This window comes from Flavobacterium soyae, assembly GCF_021245985.1.
Lineage (GTDB): Bacteria > Bacteroidota > Bacteroidia > Flavobacteriales > Flavobacteriaceae > Flavobacterium > Flavobacterium soyae.
Window position 1 is genome coordinate 325,723 of the sequence record NZ_JAJQXA010000004.1, and the last position, 13,907, is coordinate 339,629.

Sequence of the window (13,907 nt, forward strand, 5' to 3'; positions counted from 1 at the left end):
GAGTCTAAAAACCTTAGAATCTTAGAGCCTCAGAATCTCAGAACCTTAAAAAAAATGATTATTTTCAACGTTACTACTAATATACACGAAAGCGCACACGATCAATGGTTAAAATGGATGCAGGAAAAACACATACCGGAGATTTTGGCGACAGAGAAATTCTCTTCGGCACGAATTGTAAAAGTTTTGGTGGAAGAAGAAATGGGCGGAATCACGTATTCGGTTCAATACACGACAGACAGTAAAGATACTTTAGAGAAGTATTATTTAGAAGATCAGCCTAGATTTGACAGAGAGGCCTTAGAATTATTTGCAGATAAAATGCTTTCTTTCAGAACAGAGCTGGAGGTTATTTCAGAACATTAATTTTAGTTTTCTGTAAAAAGAAATAGCCAGCAGATTTGGCTGATTAAACGGATTTACACAGATTATTAGATTTAAAATTTGTGATAATTTGTGGAATTCGTGGCAAAACAAAAAAATATACATTGTGCCTTTGAGCCTTTGTGGTAAAAAAACAAAGAATAAACTTTGTGCTTCAAGTCTTCGTGGCAGAATAAAAATAAAGCTTTGAGTCTTTGTGCCTTTGTGGCAAAAAAAGTGAAATAAGCTTTGACCCTTCGCTGCAAAAAGAATACTTTTGCGCCCTTGTGGCAAAACAAGAAAGAAAATGGAAAAAGTAAAAGCCAAAAAACATTTAGGACAACATTTCCTTAAAGACGAAAGTATTGCAAAAGCTATTGCCGATACTTTGAGTTTAAAAGGATACGAGGAGGTTTTAGAAATAGGACCAGGGATGGGTGTGCTGACTAAATATTTGCTTGACAAGCCAGTGAATACACGAGTAATAGAGATTGACACAGAATCTGTAGTGTATTTGGGTGCAAACTATCCACAATTAAAAGATAAAATTATTTCAGAAGACTTCCTGAAATACAATATAAACCAAGTTTACGAAAATAAGCAGTTTGCTATAATTGGTAACTTCCCTTATAATATTTCTTCTCAAATTGTTTTTAGAACATTAGAGTTTAGAGATCAGATTCCGGAGTTTTCCGGAATGTTTCAAAAGGAAGTTGCAGAGCGCATCTGCGAGAAAAAAGGATCAAAAACCTACGGAATCCTGTCTGTACTGGCACAGGCTTTCTATGATACTGAGTATTTGTTTACTGTAAGCGAAAATGTTTTTATTCCTCCGCCCAAGGTCAAGTCGGGTGTGATGAAAATGACCCGAAAGGAAGATTATAGCCTTCCGTGTGGTGAAAAGTTATTTTTTACGGTTGTAAAAACGGCTTTTCAACAAAGACGAAAAACATTACGTAACAGTTTGAAAACATTAAATTTATCAGATAAACTGCGAGAAGATACTATCTTTGATAAACGTCCAGAACAGCTAAGCGTTGACGAATTTATTGTTTTGACTCAAAAAATAGAAGCCGATGGAGTTCAAAGTTAGCAAAGAATTTATTCATCAATTAGAAGATTTAATCGTTAAGAAAAATGACAATGAACTTGAAATTTTACTTAACGACCTTCACCATGCTGATATCGCCGAAATCCTTGAGGAATTAGATTTTGACGAAGCAACTTACATTTTCAAGGTTTTAGATAGTGATAAAACTGCAGAGATTCTTCTTGAACTAGAAGAAGACCTGCGTGAGAATATCTTAAGCCGACTTTCACCGAAAGAGATTGCCGAAGAGCTTGATGAGCTTGAAACAAACGATGCTGCTGATATTATTGCAGAACTTTCACAGGAAATTAAAGCAGAAGTTATCTCAGAGTTACTTGACGTAGAACACGCAAAAGATATTGTCGAATTATTACGCTATGACGAAAACACGGCGGGTGGTTTGATGGGTAAAGAGCTTGTAAAAGTTAATGAAAACTGGAACGTTTTGACTTGTGTAAAAGAAATGCGAATTCAGGCAGAAAATGTTTCGAGAGTACATTCTATTTACGTTGTTGACGATGAAAACCGCTTAAAAGGAAGACTGTCTCTTAAAGATTTATTGACTTCTTCTACTAAAACTCAGATTGGAGAGGTTTATATTCGAAAATTGAATTTTGTAAATGTTGATACCGAAGATGTTGAGGTAGCACGTATCATGCAAAAGTACGATTTAGAGGCAATTCCGGTAGTTGACGAACTGGGACGTTTGGTTGGAAGAATTACAATTGATGATATCGTAGACGTAATCAAAGAAGAAGCCGATAAAGATTACCAGTTAGCTGCGGGTATTACGCAGGATATTGAAACAAACGACAGTGTTCTTGAGTTAACAAAAGCACGTTTACCTTGGCTTTTAATTGGGATGGTAATTGAGATTGTGGCCTCTTTTGTTTTGAAAGATAATGAAACCGCTTTTCAAAAATATTCAACCTTAATTATTTTTGTGCCTCTGCTTTCGGCTACAGCCGGAAATATTGGAGTTCAGGCATCGGCAATCGTTGTGCAGGGTTTAGCAAACGGAACCTTGAAAGAATTCAGCAAAAGTTATTTTAGCAAAGAGGTTACCGTTTCGATGATTTCCGGAAGTATAATTTCCCTGCTTCTGCTTGGATATCATTCTCTTATGTACGGACAATATTTAGTGGGAATAGCTATCTCGATTTCTATGATAGTGGTTATTATGTTTGCTGCAATTTTAGGAACTTTGGTGCCGCTTTTCCTTCATAAAAATAAAATTGACCCCGCAATTGCAACCGGTCCATTTATTACTACAACAAATGATGTTTTTGGAATTATGCTCTATTTTGGAGTAGCCAAATTGATTCTGGGGTTTTAAATTTTTGCCACAAATTAATAGATTGCAGTGATTTAAAATCCTTAAAATCTGCGTAATTTACAGCCGAAAAATATGCTGTTAACCAGTCCAAAATAAATTAAAACCAAGCAGGATGAAAGTACACATTATAGGAGGAGGAAACCTTGGAGTTTCTATTGCCTTGGGAATTGCAAAATTTTCTAAAAACAATCAAGTTACCGTAACAAGAAGAAACACTGCCAGTATTCAATATTTAGCCGAATACGGAATTACGGTTTCTAACGATAATAAACATAATATTCAGGAAGCCGATGTTATAATTTTAACCATAAAACCATATCAGGTAGATATTGTTTTGGCCGAAATTCTGCCGGTAATTCAAAATAAAACAATCGCTTCTGCCGTAAGCGGATTGTCTCTGGACACTCTTCAAACAAAAACAAAAAACGAATATCCGGTTGTGCGCATTATGCCAAATATTGCAGCGCAGTTTGGAGAATCGGCAACTTGTATTTCTTTTCCTGAAAAAGACAGAGAAAAAGCATTGCCAATTGTTGACTTATTTCAGGATTTAGGAACAGCTCCTGTAATCGACGAAAAATTAATGGATGCAGCGACAGTTTTAGGCGCATGCGGAACGGCATATGCTTTAAGATATATTCGTGCTTCTATGCAGGCAGGAATCGAAATTGGATTCGATTCAAACACTGCTCTGGCAATTGCCGCACAAACTGTAAAAGGAGCAGCAAAAATGCTTTTAGAAGAGAAAGTACACCCAGAACAGTTAATTGACCGTGTAACAACGCCACAAGGCTGCACAATCGTTGGTTTAAATGAAATGGAACATAATGGTTTCAGTTCATCTTTAATAAAAGGAATTAAGACTTCTTTGAAACAAATTAAGGGATAAATAATATATTCCAATATTTTAAAATTCCAAATTCCAATTTTGTTGGGGTTTGGGATTTTTTTGTTTTTGAGATTTCAAGGTTTACCGAATTGTCAGTCTGAACGAAGTCGAAGACCTTATGTACGATGAAAGTCCTTCTACTTCGCTCAGGATGACAGCTGTGATAATAGTGAATCACGCAAAAACCTCAAAATGCTCGACTTTTTCTTCAAACTCTAATAAAAAATCATCATCTTTAGGATAATATTTTGCTTTTTCGAAATCGTCTCCCGCAAAATTTTTAATTACTTCGAGGTTTTCCCAATACGTAATTAACGTAAAATGAGCTTCGTTGTTTTTAATATTTCTTAAAAAAGACAATTTTACAAAACCAGCTGTTTTTGAGTAATCAGGAATTGCCGTTTTATTAATGAATTCGGTATAAGCTTCATAATCTTCAACTTTTGTTTTTCCGTGCCATATTCTTGCTATCATAGTGATAAGTTTTTAAGTTCCTCGGAATGATAATATTGTGGAGAAAATTGGAATTTGGAATTTTTACTTTTGGGATTTAATCAATTGAATATATTTCCTCCCACATTCTGAAAGCTTTGTATAGGAATTCATGGAGTTGCCATAATTTTGAATAGTCAGCGTGTCTTTAACATAGCTCGCACTAATTCCAACAGGGATTTCGAGTTCAGGTTTTTCGGCATTTGCGATAGAATCATTTTCTTCATCTTCATGACTTATATCACCGTTATATTCATCCCACTTTATGCTTTCCAAAACCAAATATTTTTCACCAGATTCTTCTGTGGTGAAATTTGCAATACCCTTTAGTTGTCGTGTTTTTGTTTTTAAGAAATAAGAATAGCCCTCTTTTGTTTTGTTTATTTCTAATGAAATTTTACAATCATCAGGATCATTTCCTTCGCGCTGAGTTTCATAAGTTCCTTCGATTTGGTCTTTATTATTGCTCACTTGAAGCACAATTGTGTCTTTAGAAGTGTTTGCTTCGGGAGCAGCAGCAGGCTTTTTATCGCTGCATGACAATAATAAAATAAGAGTTAAAAACAAATAAAAAGGCTTTTCCATTTTTCGAATTGAGATTATTTTTAAAAATTAAATCTGTTTATATCTGCTAAATCTGTGTGCTAAAAAATTAACCGTTTCTATCTTTTGAGAGAACAAACTTTAAATAAGTAAATCCCAGAACACCAGAAAGTACAGAAGCTATAATAATTGATATTTTAGAATAAAGAATTGTTTCGGGATCTTTAAAAGCCAGAAGTGTAATAAAAATAGACATTGTAAAGCCAATTCCGCCCAGCATTCCGGCACCTAAAATATGCGCCCATTTTAAGTTTTTTGGCAAAGCACATAAACCGGCACTTACTCCAATAGAAGAAAAAAGTAAAATTCCCAGAGGCTTTCCTATTACCAATCCTAAAATGATCCCGAATGAGTTTGGATGATTTAGTCCTTCGTACCAGCCAGATTCTATTGCAATGCACGTGTTTGCAATTGCAAACAAAGGCAGAATAATAAATGCTGCAGGTTTATGTAAAAAATGCTGTAGTTTATGAGAAGACGATTTTTCGCTGCCATCACCAAACGGAATCACAAAAGCTAAAATAACACCAGTAATTGTGGCATGAACACCAGAATTAAGCATAAAATACCACATTATGACGCCTCCAATTAAATACGGAATCAGGTTGTAAACTTTCATTCGGTTTAAAGCGAATAATAAAACCCAGATTCCTAAAGCAATGCCTAAATTTAAAAATGCAATTGATTTTGTATAAAAAACAGCGATGACAATTATGGCGCCCAAATCGTCTATAACAGCAAGTGCCGTTAAAAAGACTTTTAAAGATGCAGGAACTTTGTTGCCTAAAAGAGATAAAATACCAATTGCAAAAGCAATATCTGTCGCCATCGGAATTCCGGCTCCGTTTTGTGTTGCCGTTTTAAAATTTAAAGCAAGAAATATGGCAGCAGGAACCAGCATTCCGCCAAAAGCAGCCATAATAGGCAGTGAAGCATTTTTTATGTTGGATAATTCGCCATGATAAATTTCGCGTTCTAATTCTAAACCAATTAATAAAAAGAAAATCGTCATCAATCCGTCGTTGATCCAATGTGTGATCGAATGTCCGCCCAGATCTTTTTCCCAAAAAGCAATATATTCTGCAGCGTGAGACGAATTTGCAGCATACAAGGAAATAATCGTAACAAACAATAGAAGCAATCCTCCTGATTTTTCGTTTTCAAAAAAGGCTTTAAAAGTCTTGGTCAATTTCATTTTAGAAAGATTGTGTGATTTAGAAAAAAGAGATTTTTTTGAGGCTTGTTTTCAAAGTTAAAAAAAATATGACCAATAAAAAAGTTTAGGAGCAAAGGGACAAAGGAGCAGAGGAGCAGAGTGACAAAGGTTTCATTTAGTTTAATCGTAGAGACGCACAGCAGTGTGCCTAATCGAATGTGAGAAAAAAAACTTATCCTTATTTTTATGTCATTTCGAGGAACGAGAAATCGCACTCGTAAATCTACAAAGAGCATCACTAATCTATGTCGAGTTTCTAGTGCGATTCCTCGTTCCTCGAAATGACAAAACGAAATGAATAACTTCAGTTAAAAAATAATAAAACTTTTAATATTTTGGACACATTTATGAGTCTTATTTAAAGAAAATTATTACGACTTTTGTGATAGTGACATTCCTAAATCTCAAATAGGCAGAATAAAAGAACTGAAGTAAATACCACGGCTAGAACTCTTGTAAAAATCTCAAATTCTTTAAATGTTGAATTTAAAAAATTAATAGATTTTACTTTTAAATAGAAATTCGGCTAAAGCCTTTCCCTTTTAACATAAAAAAAACCTCCAGTTAAAACTGGAAGCAATTCATTTATAAAAAAAAATAAAATAATGGCCGCAGAAAACTTTTCAAAAGAAATTGAAACCAGATTAAAAGATTTTTTGATTAATACTATTGATCCAAAAGATTTAGCAAAAAGTATTCGGCAAGTAAATCATGCTCTTTCGTTATGTTCGATGCGCGGATGCGAAACACTTGAATCTGAATTACCCAATATCGATGATAATTTTTATTGGCTGAACAAATTGGCCGAAGTTCTTGATCCTTATCTGGATGTTGATTAAGTCAAAGAAAATGTGTTTTCAATTTTTCGTTTAAAATTTTCCACTTGGGATTTTAAAAATGGAAGAATTGAGAATTAACCGTATTTTTGTTTTAATAAAACATAATAAATAATGAGCATAAAAATTCTTCATATCGACAGCAATCATCCTATTCTTTGGAAACAACTGGAAGAAGCTGGTTTTGAAAATCACGCCGATTTTACATCTTCTAAAGAAGAAATTGAAGCTAAAATTCAGGATTATAACGGAATCGTAATTCGAAGCCGATTTAAAATCGACAAAACATTTTTAGACAAAGCGACCAATCTGCAGTTTATTGCACGAGTTGGAGCAGGTTTAGAAAGTATTGATTGTGACTACGCTTTATCTAAGGATATTGAATTAATTGCTGCTCCCGAAGGAAATTGTAACGCAGTTGCAGAACACACTTTAGGAATGATCCTTTCTCTTTTTAATAAATTGAATATTGCCGATTATGAGATTCGTTCCGGACAATGGAACAGAGAGAGTAACCGCGGTCATGAACTTGATGGAAAAACGGTAGGAATTATTGGTTACGGAAATATGGGTAAAGCATTTGCAAAAAAACTTAGAGGTTTTGATGTTGAAGTTTTATGTTATGATATTCAGGATAATGTGGGAGATGAAAATGCCAGACAAGTTTCATTAAAAGAACTTCATGAAAAGACAGATGTGCTGAGTCTGCATATCCCGTGGACTCCTGAAACCGATAAAATGGTTGATGCGGCATTTATTAACGAATTCAAAAAACCAATATGGATAATTAATACTTCCAGAGGGAAAAACATTGTTACGGCAGATTTGGTCAAGACAATGAAATTAGGGAAAGTGCTTGGTGCTGGTTTGGATGTTTTAGAATATGAAAAACTGTCTTTTGAAACACTTTTTCAGGATAAAAATACTCCAGAAGCTTTTCAGTATCTATTAGATGGACGAAAGGTAATCTTAACGCCTCACATTGCCGGCTGGACTTTTGAAAGCCATGAGCGATTAGCACAGGTAATAGTTGATAAAATTAAAGCGGTTTATTCAAAATAATTATTTAAAAATCAAAATTTATAAGCTTTAAAATTTAATAAATCTCTTTGAGGTTTTAATAACAAGTTATTTCTGTAAAAGTAATACACAGAATTAGTTTTTTTATTTATTTTTAATTAATATTGTTTTCTGTTTTTAACAAAATTTTAAAAAAAGGAGAAACTGAAAATCCTAAAAAGAGTAGGGATAAACTAACTAATTAATTATGATTGAATGGTACAAAAAAGTAGTTTTTGAAAACTATGCAAACTTTAAAGGACGCGCCAGAAGAAGTGAGTATTGGTATTTTGCACTTGCAAATGCTATAATTTCGTTTTCATTAATAATTATTGGAGTAATAGCTGGGGCAATATTTGGTGACGCTGTTACAGGGGGAATTATTGGATATGTTCTTTTTATACTTTATTCATTTGCAACACTTCTTCCAGGATTAGGAGTAATAGTTAGAAGGCTGCATGATATAGGAAAAAGCGGCTGGTTTTATTTTGTTGCTCTTATTCCGTTCGCTGGAGGTATTTGGTTATTGATCTTATTATGTACAGATGGAGACTACGGACCAAATCAATACGGATCAGATCCTAAAAATGAGATCGAAGAAATCAATGAAATTGGTAAAGTTGAATTGCAATAATTAATTAACTAAATATATAAAAATGGAGACTACAAAACCAGAATCTTGGAATACACCATCAGAACCAAAACCGGAAAATAAAAAAGTTGTTGCCGGAATTCTTGGTATTTTACTAGGAGGATTTGGAATTCACAAATTCATCTTAGGATATACACAAGAAGGCATCATTCAGTTAGTAATTACTCTTGTTACTTGCGGAATTGGAAGCATAATTGGTTTCGTTGAAGGAATTATTTACCTGACAAAATCAGATGAAGAATTTTACCAAACTTACCAGGTAGGTAAGAAAGGCTGGTTCTAAAAAAATATTTAATCCCATTTGTGTTAACGAATGGGATTTTTTTTGCCCGATTACCTTTATATGTTTTTAATTTAAATACTAATTTTAAGAATAAAACTATGGAAAATACACAATCAGAAAATAAAAAAATTGCTGCCGGAATTCTAGCCATTTTATTAGGGACACTAGGAATTCATAAATTCTATTTAGGATACAGTAAAGAAGGAATTATTCAGCTTATTTTAGGTCTTTTATGCGGAATAGGAGGTTTAATTGGCTTAATTGAAGGGATTATTTACCTTACAAAATCAGACGAAGATTTTTATCAAACCTATCAGGTGGGCAGAAAAGGCTGGTTCTAATCCTGGAAAGTAAAATGAACTAGTTTTTAAATAAAAATTGTAAATAAAAAATCCCATCTGTTTATACAAATGGGATTTTTCTATTTGGAGTAAATCTGATTAATCTTCTTTTTCAGATAGTTTACGTTCTAATTCTATTTGAAACTCTTCAATAACGGGTTTCATGGTGCTTTCTGGAATATCTGCGATTCTAATGTACATTAAACCATCGACAGCATTATTAAACAAAGGATCGACGTTAAAAGCAACTACACGTGCATTTTGCTTGATGTACTTTTTAATTAAAACTGGCAAACGTAAATTCCCTGGTTCTAATTCGTCTATAATTTTGTCGAATTTATTTAAGTCAGATTCAGCTTCGTCAAAAATAAAGTCTTTATCAGCATCTTTCAGTTTTACTTTGTATGCTTTTTTCGGGTGAATGTATTGTGCTATATACGGATCATAATAATTCGACTTCATAAACTCAATCATTAATGATTTAGAGAAATCTGAAAATTGATTACTAATACTCACCCCGCCTAATAAATATTTATGTTCAGGATAACGCAATGTGGTGTGGATAATTCCTTTCCATAACAAGAATAAAGGCATTGGTTTTTGCTGATATTCACGAATAATAAAAGCACGTCCCATTTCGATCGATTTATGCATCATATCGTGCAATTCTGGCTCAAATCTAAATAAGTCAGTTAGATAGAAACCTTCAATACCGTATTTTGGATAAATCTCAGCTCCTAATCCCATTCGGTAAGCCCCTGCGATTTTTTTAGTTTCATCATCCCATAAAAACATATGGTGATAATATTGATCGTATTCGTCAATGTCAATAGATTCGTTTGTCCCTTCACCAACTTCTCTAAAAGTAATTTCACGAAGACGTCCAATTTCATGTAAAATATTCGGAATTGATTTTGCACGTGCAAAAAACACTTCGTAATTTTTACTCTGTAATAACCTGCAGTCACTGTTTCTTAACGCCTGAACTTCATCAATCATTTTTGATTCATTCGCCGGCGTAACAATTTTTTTAGGAGCTTTCGAAATTTTTAAACTTGCAGTATCAATCAGTTTGGTGTCTTTTTCAAAAGGATTGGCAAGCATATAGGTTTTCTTTCTTAAAAACTCTGAATATTCTTCAAAAGACTCTATTTCGTTTTGTTCGCTTACAGAAATTGGTTTTCCAATACGAACTTTAATAACACGATCTTTTTGTGTAAGCAGTTCTGACGGAAGTTTTGCTGTACGCAGCGTATCATCTATTTTAGAAAGCCAATAGAATAATTTACTGTTTTTAGCATGAAAGTATATCGGTACAACCGGAACTTTGGCTTTTCTAATTAATTTTAGAGCGCCTTCTTCCCAAGGTTTATCTACAACTAATTTTCCGTCTTTATAAGTCGAAACTTCCCCGGCAGGGAAAATTCCTAAAGGTTTTCCGTCGCTTAAATGACGTAAAGTTTCTTTAATTCCAACAACGCTTGATTTGGCATCCTTATGATTCTCAAAAGGATTAACCGGCATGATGTATTTCTTTAACGGAACAATTCGATGTAACAAGAAATTAGCGATAATCTTGAAATTTGGTTCTCTTTCAAGCATTAATTTCAAAAGCAAAATGCCATCAATTCCTCCAAGCGGATGATTTGAAATGGTTATATAAGCACCATCTTTAGGTAAACGTTTTAAATCTTCTTCAGGGATTTCAAATTTGATTTCCATCTCGTCCAAAATTCCGTTTAAAAAAGCAACATCCTCTAAATGCTTATTATGGTCGTAAATTTTATTAAGGGTAGAGATCTTAAGAACCTTCATAAGAATCCAGCCTGAAAAAGTACCAAGAACTCCGTACTTCTCAACATTTATTGCCTTTGCAACTTCTTTCGCGGTAACTAAACCCATGTACTATTTTTAATTTATTAGAGCAGCGAACAAAGATAACAAAAAACTCTACTTTTCCTTTATTCAATTACAAACTTTACGCTTTTTTATTACATTTGGAATCCTTAAAAAAATATCCAGATGAAAATTATTTCTTATAATGTAAACGGAATCCGTGCTGCAATTACTAAAGGTTTTATTGAATGGCTTCAAGCAGCAAGCCCAGATGTTATCTGCCTTCAGGAGATAAAAGCTACTCAGGATCAGATTCCTGTTGAGGCAATAACGGCTGCCGGCTATCCGTATCAATATTACTATCCGGCAACAAAAAAAGGATATAGCGGTGTTGCAATATTATCTAAAATAGAACCTAAAAAAGTAGTTTACGGAACCGGAATTCATCATATGGATTTTGAAGGTAGAAACTTACGTGCTGATTTTGACGATGTTTCGGTAATGAGTTTATATCTTCCATCTGGAACCAACATCGAAAGATTAGATCATAAATTTATGTTTATGGATGATTTTCAAACCTATATTAACGAATTGAAATTAACCCTTCCAAACCTTATTATTTGCGGCGATTACAATATTTGCCACGAAGCAATTGATATCCATGATCCGGTTCGTAACAAAACAGTGTCGGGATTTTTACCAGCAGAGCGCGCGTGGCTGGATAGTTTCATGAAGTCTGGTTTTATAGATAGTTTCCGTCATTTTAATAAAGATCCGCATCATTATTCGTGGTGGAGTTACCGTGCGGGAGCCAGAGGAAATAACAAAGGCTGGCGTATCGATTATAATTTAGTGAGCGAAGTGATTGGACATCGTTTAAAACGTGCTGTGATTCTTCCAGATGCTGTTCACTCAGATCATTGTCCGGTTTTAGTTGAAATTGAATAAAGTTTGGTATTGTTCTTGTTGGGAAGAACTGCGGTTCAAAGATTTAAATACAAATGAGGCATTATTGGAATTTAAACTTTGAAATTTTAAAATAGATATTAGAATAATTAATAGCCCCAAATAAAAACCAAAAGTAAAATGATTAAAAAAGCTTCCATCGGATTAGTAGTTTTAGCATTGTCTGCAACTTCTTGTGTATCCAAAAAGATTTACAATGATCTTGAAACAAAATATTCAGATCTGAAAAAAGAAAACCGTTCTATTGCTGATGAAAATGCTGATTTGAAAAAATCAAAAAATGAGTTAGAATTAGACCGCGATAAACTAACAAAAGATTTATCGGCAACAAAAGATGAACTTGCAAAACAAAAAGCTGATTTAGCTGCAGAGCAAAAGAAATACAAAGTATTGCAGGATTCTTATAATGCGTTAGAGAAAAACAGCAACGATGCATTAGAAAGCAATATGGCTAAAAACCGTGATTTGCTTGCACAATTAGAGGCAAAATCCAAAAAACTGGCTGATGAACAAGCAAGTTTGGATAAAACAGCAAATCGTTTAAAAGAGCTTGAAGCTATGATAGCTGCAAAAGAAGAAGCAATGCGCAAGCTGAAAGAAACTTTATCAAAAGCGCTAACCGGTTTTGAAGGTAAAGGTTTAACAGTAGAACAGAAAAACGGAAAAGTATATGTTTCTATGGAAAACAAATTACTTTTCAATTCAGGAAGCTGGGCTGTTGGAACAGAAGGTAGAAGAGCGGTTGTAGAACTTGGAAAAGTTTTGGGTGATAATCCAGATCTTTCTGTTCTTATTGAAGGACATACAGATGATGATCCATACGCTGGTTCTGGACCAATTGCAAACAACTGGGATTTATCGACTAAAAGAGCAACTGCAATTGTAGCTATTTTGAGCGAAAACAATAAAATCAACAAACAAAAACTTACAGCAGCGGGAAGAAGCGAATTTTCTCCTTTGGCAAGTAATGCCACTCCAGAAGGAAAAGCTAAAAACCGTAGAATAGAAATCATCTTAACACCAAGATTAGATGAAATCGCTGAAATGCTTAATAGTATTAATTAAGCTGCTAAGGTTCTGAGGGACTAAGCTGCTAAGATTTTTAAAAGGGTTCAAAGTTTTACTTTGAACCTTTTTTTGTTCCTACAAGGTTTTCAAAACCTTGTAGGAACGTTGAAGCTGCAGTTTTTGGAATTTGGAATTTCTAAATTGGGATTTTTAATTTGAAACTTCTATCTTATTATTTTTGTAACTTTGAATATCTAAAATTAGAATTATGGGACTTCCGGAATTAAAAGATAAAATAAGGAATCAGCTTGATTTGGCAGATGAGAGAGTGTTACGAATTGTGTCGTCGGTTTTTGATAATTATTTGAATGAAGTAGTTTCGTATGATGCGAAAGGAAATCCATTGACGTTAATAGAATATCACAATAAAGTAGAAGAAGGATTAGATGATATAAAATACAACCGAATAACTTCAAAAGAAGATTTACGTAAAGAAATGGAAGATTGGGATAATGAGTAAATTAGAAGTTTTTTGGAGTGAGAGTGCTAAACTGGATTTAAAAGATATTTATTTGTATTTAAAAGAGCGATATTCTAAAGAAACCGCCTTAAATATTAGAAAAGAACTATACGATTGTACAGATGCAATTGTTTTTCCTAAGCAATTTCAATTGGATGAATATAGACTCGATTGTCGAAGAATTGTTGTTGGAAATTATAAGGTTTTATATCAAATTGGAGGAAGTTCTATTTCGATTGTTAGAATTTTTAATACATTTCAAAATCCTTTAAAAAGTTTAAAATAGATATAGAGGCTGTCTCAAAAGGACAGCTTCTTTTTTTTGGTAAAAACAAGATTGTCCACTAAAAACATTAATTCAGGTTTTTCGGATTCCACTTTCAAGATAATTTTTTATTTCTTGCTGATTTTAGGTAA

General features: G+C 33.6%; 17 protein-coding genes. 13 read left to right on the plus strand and 4 right to left on the minus strand.

Annotated features, from left to right (window positions below; all coding sequences use genetic code 11):
• Window positions 1-54 precede the first annotated feature (54 nt).
• The 4 genes from LUU93_RS07895 to proC all read left to right on the plus strand — a co-directional run bounded on the left by LUU93_RS07895 (window position 55) and on the right by proC (window position 3,678).
• Window positions 55-366 carry a DUF4286 family protein gene (locus LUU93_RS07895; RefSeq protein WP_232680040.1) on the plus strand — a complete coding sequence of 104 codons (312 nt, stop codon included), beginning with the start codon at window positions 55-57 and terminating at the stop codon, window positions 364-366.
• A 304-nt stretch (window positions 367-670) separates the two neighbouring features.
• Entirely contained in the window at window positions 671-1,456 is a 786-nt protein-coding gene (rsmA, locus tag LUU93_RS07900; RefSeq protein WP_232680042.1) for a 16S rRNA (adenine(1518)-N(6)/adenine(1519)-N(6))-dimethyltransferase RsmA, read from the plus strand.
• Window positions 1,440-2,789 (plus strand): magnesium transporter, encoded by a 1,350-nt coding sequence (mgtE, locus tag LUU93_RS07905; RefSeq protein ID WP_232680044.1) that lies wholly within the window; start codon window positions 1,440-1,442, stop codon window positions 2,787-2,789. Before rsmA ends, mgtE begins: the two co-directional genes overlap by 17 nt.
• Before the next feature lie 112 nt (window positions 2,790-2,901).
• Window positions 2,902-3,678, plus strand: coding sequence for a pyrroline-5-carboxylate reductase (gene proC, locus LUU93_RS07910; protein WP_232680046.1), 777 nt, complete (start codon window positions 2,902-2,904; stop codon window positions 3,676-3,678).
• Window positions 3,679-3,852: 174 nt separating this feature from the next.
• On the opposite strand, the gene LUU93_RS07915 is transcribed toward proC, so the two are convergent.
• The 3 genes from LUU93_RS07915 to nhaA form a co-directional block, all read right to left on the minus strand.
• On the minus strand, window positions 3,853-4,152 hold the full coding sequence (locus LUU93_RS07915; RefSeq protein ID WP_232680048.1) for an antibiotic biosynthesis monooxygenase family protein: 300 nt from the start codon (window positions 4,150-4,152) through the stop codon (window positions 3,853-3,855).
• A 63-nt stretch (window positions 4,153-4,215) separates the two neighbouring features.
• Entirely contained in the window at window positions 4,216-4,755 is a 540-nt protein-coding gene (locus tag LUU93_RS07920; protein ID WP_232680051.1) for a hypothetical protein, read from the minus strand.
• 67 nt (window positions 4,756-4,822) lie between these two features.
• Complete coding sequence (nhaA, locus tag LUU93_RS07925; protein WP_232680053.1) at window positions 4,823-5,968, minus strand: Na+/H+ antiporter NhaA; 1,146 nt, start codon at window positions 5,966-5,968, stop codon at window positions 4,823-4,825.
• Window positions 5,969-6,594: 626 nt separating this feature from the next.
• On the opposite strand from nhaA, the gene LUU93_RS07930 reads away from it, so the two are divergent.
• The 5 genes from LUU93_RS07930 to LUU93_RS07950 all read left to right on the plus strand — a co-directional run bounded on the left by LUU93_RS07930 (window position 6,595) and on the right by LUU93_RS07950 (window position 9,160).
• A complete protein-coding gene (locus LUU93_RS07930; RefSeq protein WP_232680055.1) occupies window positions 6,595-6,828 on the plus strand; it encodes a hypothetical protein in 234 nt (77 codons plus the stop codon).
• A 111-nt stretch (window positions 6,829-6,939) separates the two neighbouring features.
• Entirely contained in the window at window positions 6,940-7,887 is a 948-nt protein-coding gene (locus LUU93_RS07935; RefSeq protein ID WP_232680057.1) for a 2-hydroxyacid dehydrogenase, read from the plus strand.
• Window positions 7,888-8,092: 205 nt separating this feature from the next.
• Window positions 8,093-8,518 (plus strand): DUF805 domain-containing protein, encoded by a 426-nt coding sequence (locus LUU93_RS07940; RefSeq protein WP_232680060.1) that lies wholly within the window; start codon window positions 8,093-8,095, stop codon window positions 8,516-8,518.
• Window positions 8,519-8,540: 22 nt separating this feature from the next.
• A complete protein-coding gene (locus LUU93_RS07945; protein ID WP_232680062.1) occupies window positions 8,541-8,819 on the plus strand; it encodes a TM2 domain-containing protein in 279 nt (92 codons plus the stop codon).
• Window positions 8,820-8,917: 98 nt separating this feature from the next.
• Window positions 8,918-9,160, plus strand: a complete 243-nt coding sequence (locus LUU93_RS07950) for a TM2 domain-containing protein (protein WP_232680064.1) — start codon at window positions 8,918-8,920, stop codon at window positions 9,158-9,160.
• 99 nt (window positions 9,161-9,259) lie between these two features.
• Here the strand turns inward: LUU93_RS07950 and LUU93_RS07955 are convergent, their stop codons facing one another.
• On the minus strand, window positions 9,260-11,062 hold the full coding sequence (locus LUU93_RS07955; RefSeq protein ID WP_232680066.1) for a GNAT family N-acyltransferase: 1,803 nt from the start codon (window positions 11,060-11,062) through the stop codon (window positions 9,260-9,262).
• A 120-nt stretch (window positions 11,063-11,182) separates the two neighbouring features.
• On the opposite strand from LUU93_RS07955, the gene LUU93_RS07960 reads away from it, so the two are divergent.
• From LUU93_RS07960 to LUU93_RS07975, 4 genes are all read left to right on the plus strand, one after another.
• A complete protein-coding gene (locus tag LUU93_RS07960; protein ID WP_232680068.1) occupies window positions 11,183-11,944 on the plus strand; it encodes an exodeoxyribonuclease III in 762 nt (253 codons plus the stop codon).
• 138 nt (window positions 11,945-12,082) lie between these two features.
• The gene (locus tag LUU93_RS07965; RefSeq protein WP_232680070.1) at window positions 12,083-13,027 is read left to right on the plus strand and encodes an OmpA/MotB family protein; all 945 of its coding nucleotides are present in this window, start codon (window positions 12,083-12,085) and stop codon (window positions 13,025-13,027) included.
• A gap of 211 nt (window positions 13,028-13,238) precedes the next feature.
• Entirely contained in the window at window positions 13,239-13,490 is a 252-nt protein-coding gene (locus LUU93_RS07970; RefSeq protein WP_232680072.1) for a hypothetical protein, read from the plus strand.
• Window positions 13,483-13,776 (plus strand): type II toxin-antitoxin system RelE/ParE family toxin, encoded by a 294-nt coding sequence (locus tag LUU93_RS07975; RefSeq protein ID WP_232680074.1) that lies wholly within the window; start codon window positions 13,483-13,485, stop codon window positions 13,774-13,776. Before LUU93_RS07970 ends, LUU93_RS07975 begins: the two co-directional genes overlap by 8 nt.
• Window positions 13,777-13,907 lie beyond the last annotated feature (131 nt).

What these genes read in the sequence shown, in the direction of transcription:
- LUU93_RS07895 (WP_232680040.1), top strand. Translation starts at nt 55, where the DNA reads ATGATTATTTTCAACGTTACTACTAATATACACGAAAGCGCACACGAT.
- rsmA (WP_232680042.1), top strand. Translation starts at nt 671, where the DNA reads ATGGAAAAAGTAAAAGCCAAAAAACATTTAGGACAACATTTCCTTAAA.
- mgtE (WP_232680044.1), top strand. Translation starts at nt 1,440, where the DNA reads ATGGAGTTCAAAGTTAGCAAAGAATTTATTCATCAATTAGAAGATTTA.
- proC (WP_232680046.1), top strand. Translation starts at nt 2,902, where the DNA reads ATGAAAGTACACATTATAGGAGGAGGAAACCTTGGAGTTTCTATTGCC.
- LUU93_RS07915 (WP_232680048.1), bottom strand. Translation starts at nt 4,152, where the DNA reads ATGATAGCAAGAATATGGCACGGAAAAACAAAAGTTGAAGATTATGAA.
- LUU93_RS07920 (WP_232680051.1), bottom strand. Translation starts at nt 4,755, where the DNA reads ATGGAAAAGCCTTTTTATTTGTTTTTAACTCTTATTTTATTATTGTCA.
- nhaA (WP_232680053.1), bottom strand. Translation starts at nt 5,968, where the DNA reads ATGAAATTGACCAAGACTTTTAAAGCCTTTTTTGAAAACGAAAAATCA.
- LUU93_RS07930 (WP_232680055.1), top strand. Translation starts at nt 6,595, where the DNA reads ATGGCCGCAGAAAACTTTTCAAAAGAAATTGAAACCAGATTAAAAGAT.
- LUU93_RS07935 (WP_232680057.1), top strand. Translation starts at nt 6,940, where the DNA reads ATGAGCATAAAAATTCTTCATATCGACAGCAATCATCCTATTCTTTGG.
- LUU93_RS07940 (WP_232680060.1), top strand. Translation starts at nt 8,093, where the DNA reads ATGATTGAATGGTACAAAAAAGTAGTTTTTGAAAACTATGCAAACTTT.
- LUU93_RS07945 (WP_232680062.1), top strand. Translation starts at nt 8,541, where the DNA reads ATGGAGACTACAAAACCAGAATCTTGGAATACACCATCAGAACCAAAA.
- LUU93_RS07950 (WP_232680064.1), top strand. Translation starts at nt 8,918, where the DNA reads ATGGAAAATACACAATCAGAAAATAAAAAAATTGCTGCCGGAATTCTA.
- LUU93_RS07955 (WP_232680066.1), bottom strand. Translation starts at nt 11,062, where the DNA reads ATGGGTTTAGTTACCGCGAAAGAAGTTGCAAAGGCAATAAATGTTGAG.
- LUU93_RS07960 (WP_232680068.1), top strand. Translation starts at nt 11,183, where the DNA reads ATGAAAATTATTTCTTATAATGTAAACGGAATCCGTGCTGCAATTACT.
- LUU93_RS07965 (WP_232680070.1), top strand. Translation starts at nt 12,083, where the DNA reads ATGATTAAAAAAGCTTCCATCGGATTAGTAGTTTTAGCATTGTCTGCA.
- LUU93_RS07970 (WP_232680072.1), top strand. Translation starts at nt 13,239, where the DNA reads ATGGGACTTCCGGAATTAAAAGATAAAATAAGGAATCAGCTTGATTTG.
- LUU93_RS07975 (WP_232680074.1), top strand. Translation starts at nt 13,483, where the DNA reads ATGAGTAAATTAGAAGTTTTTTGGAGTGAGAGTGCTAAACTGGATTTA.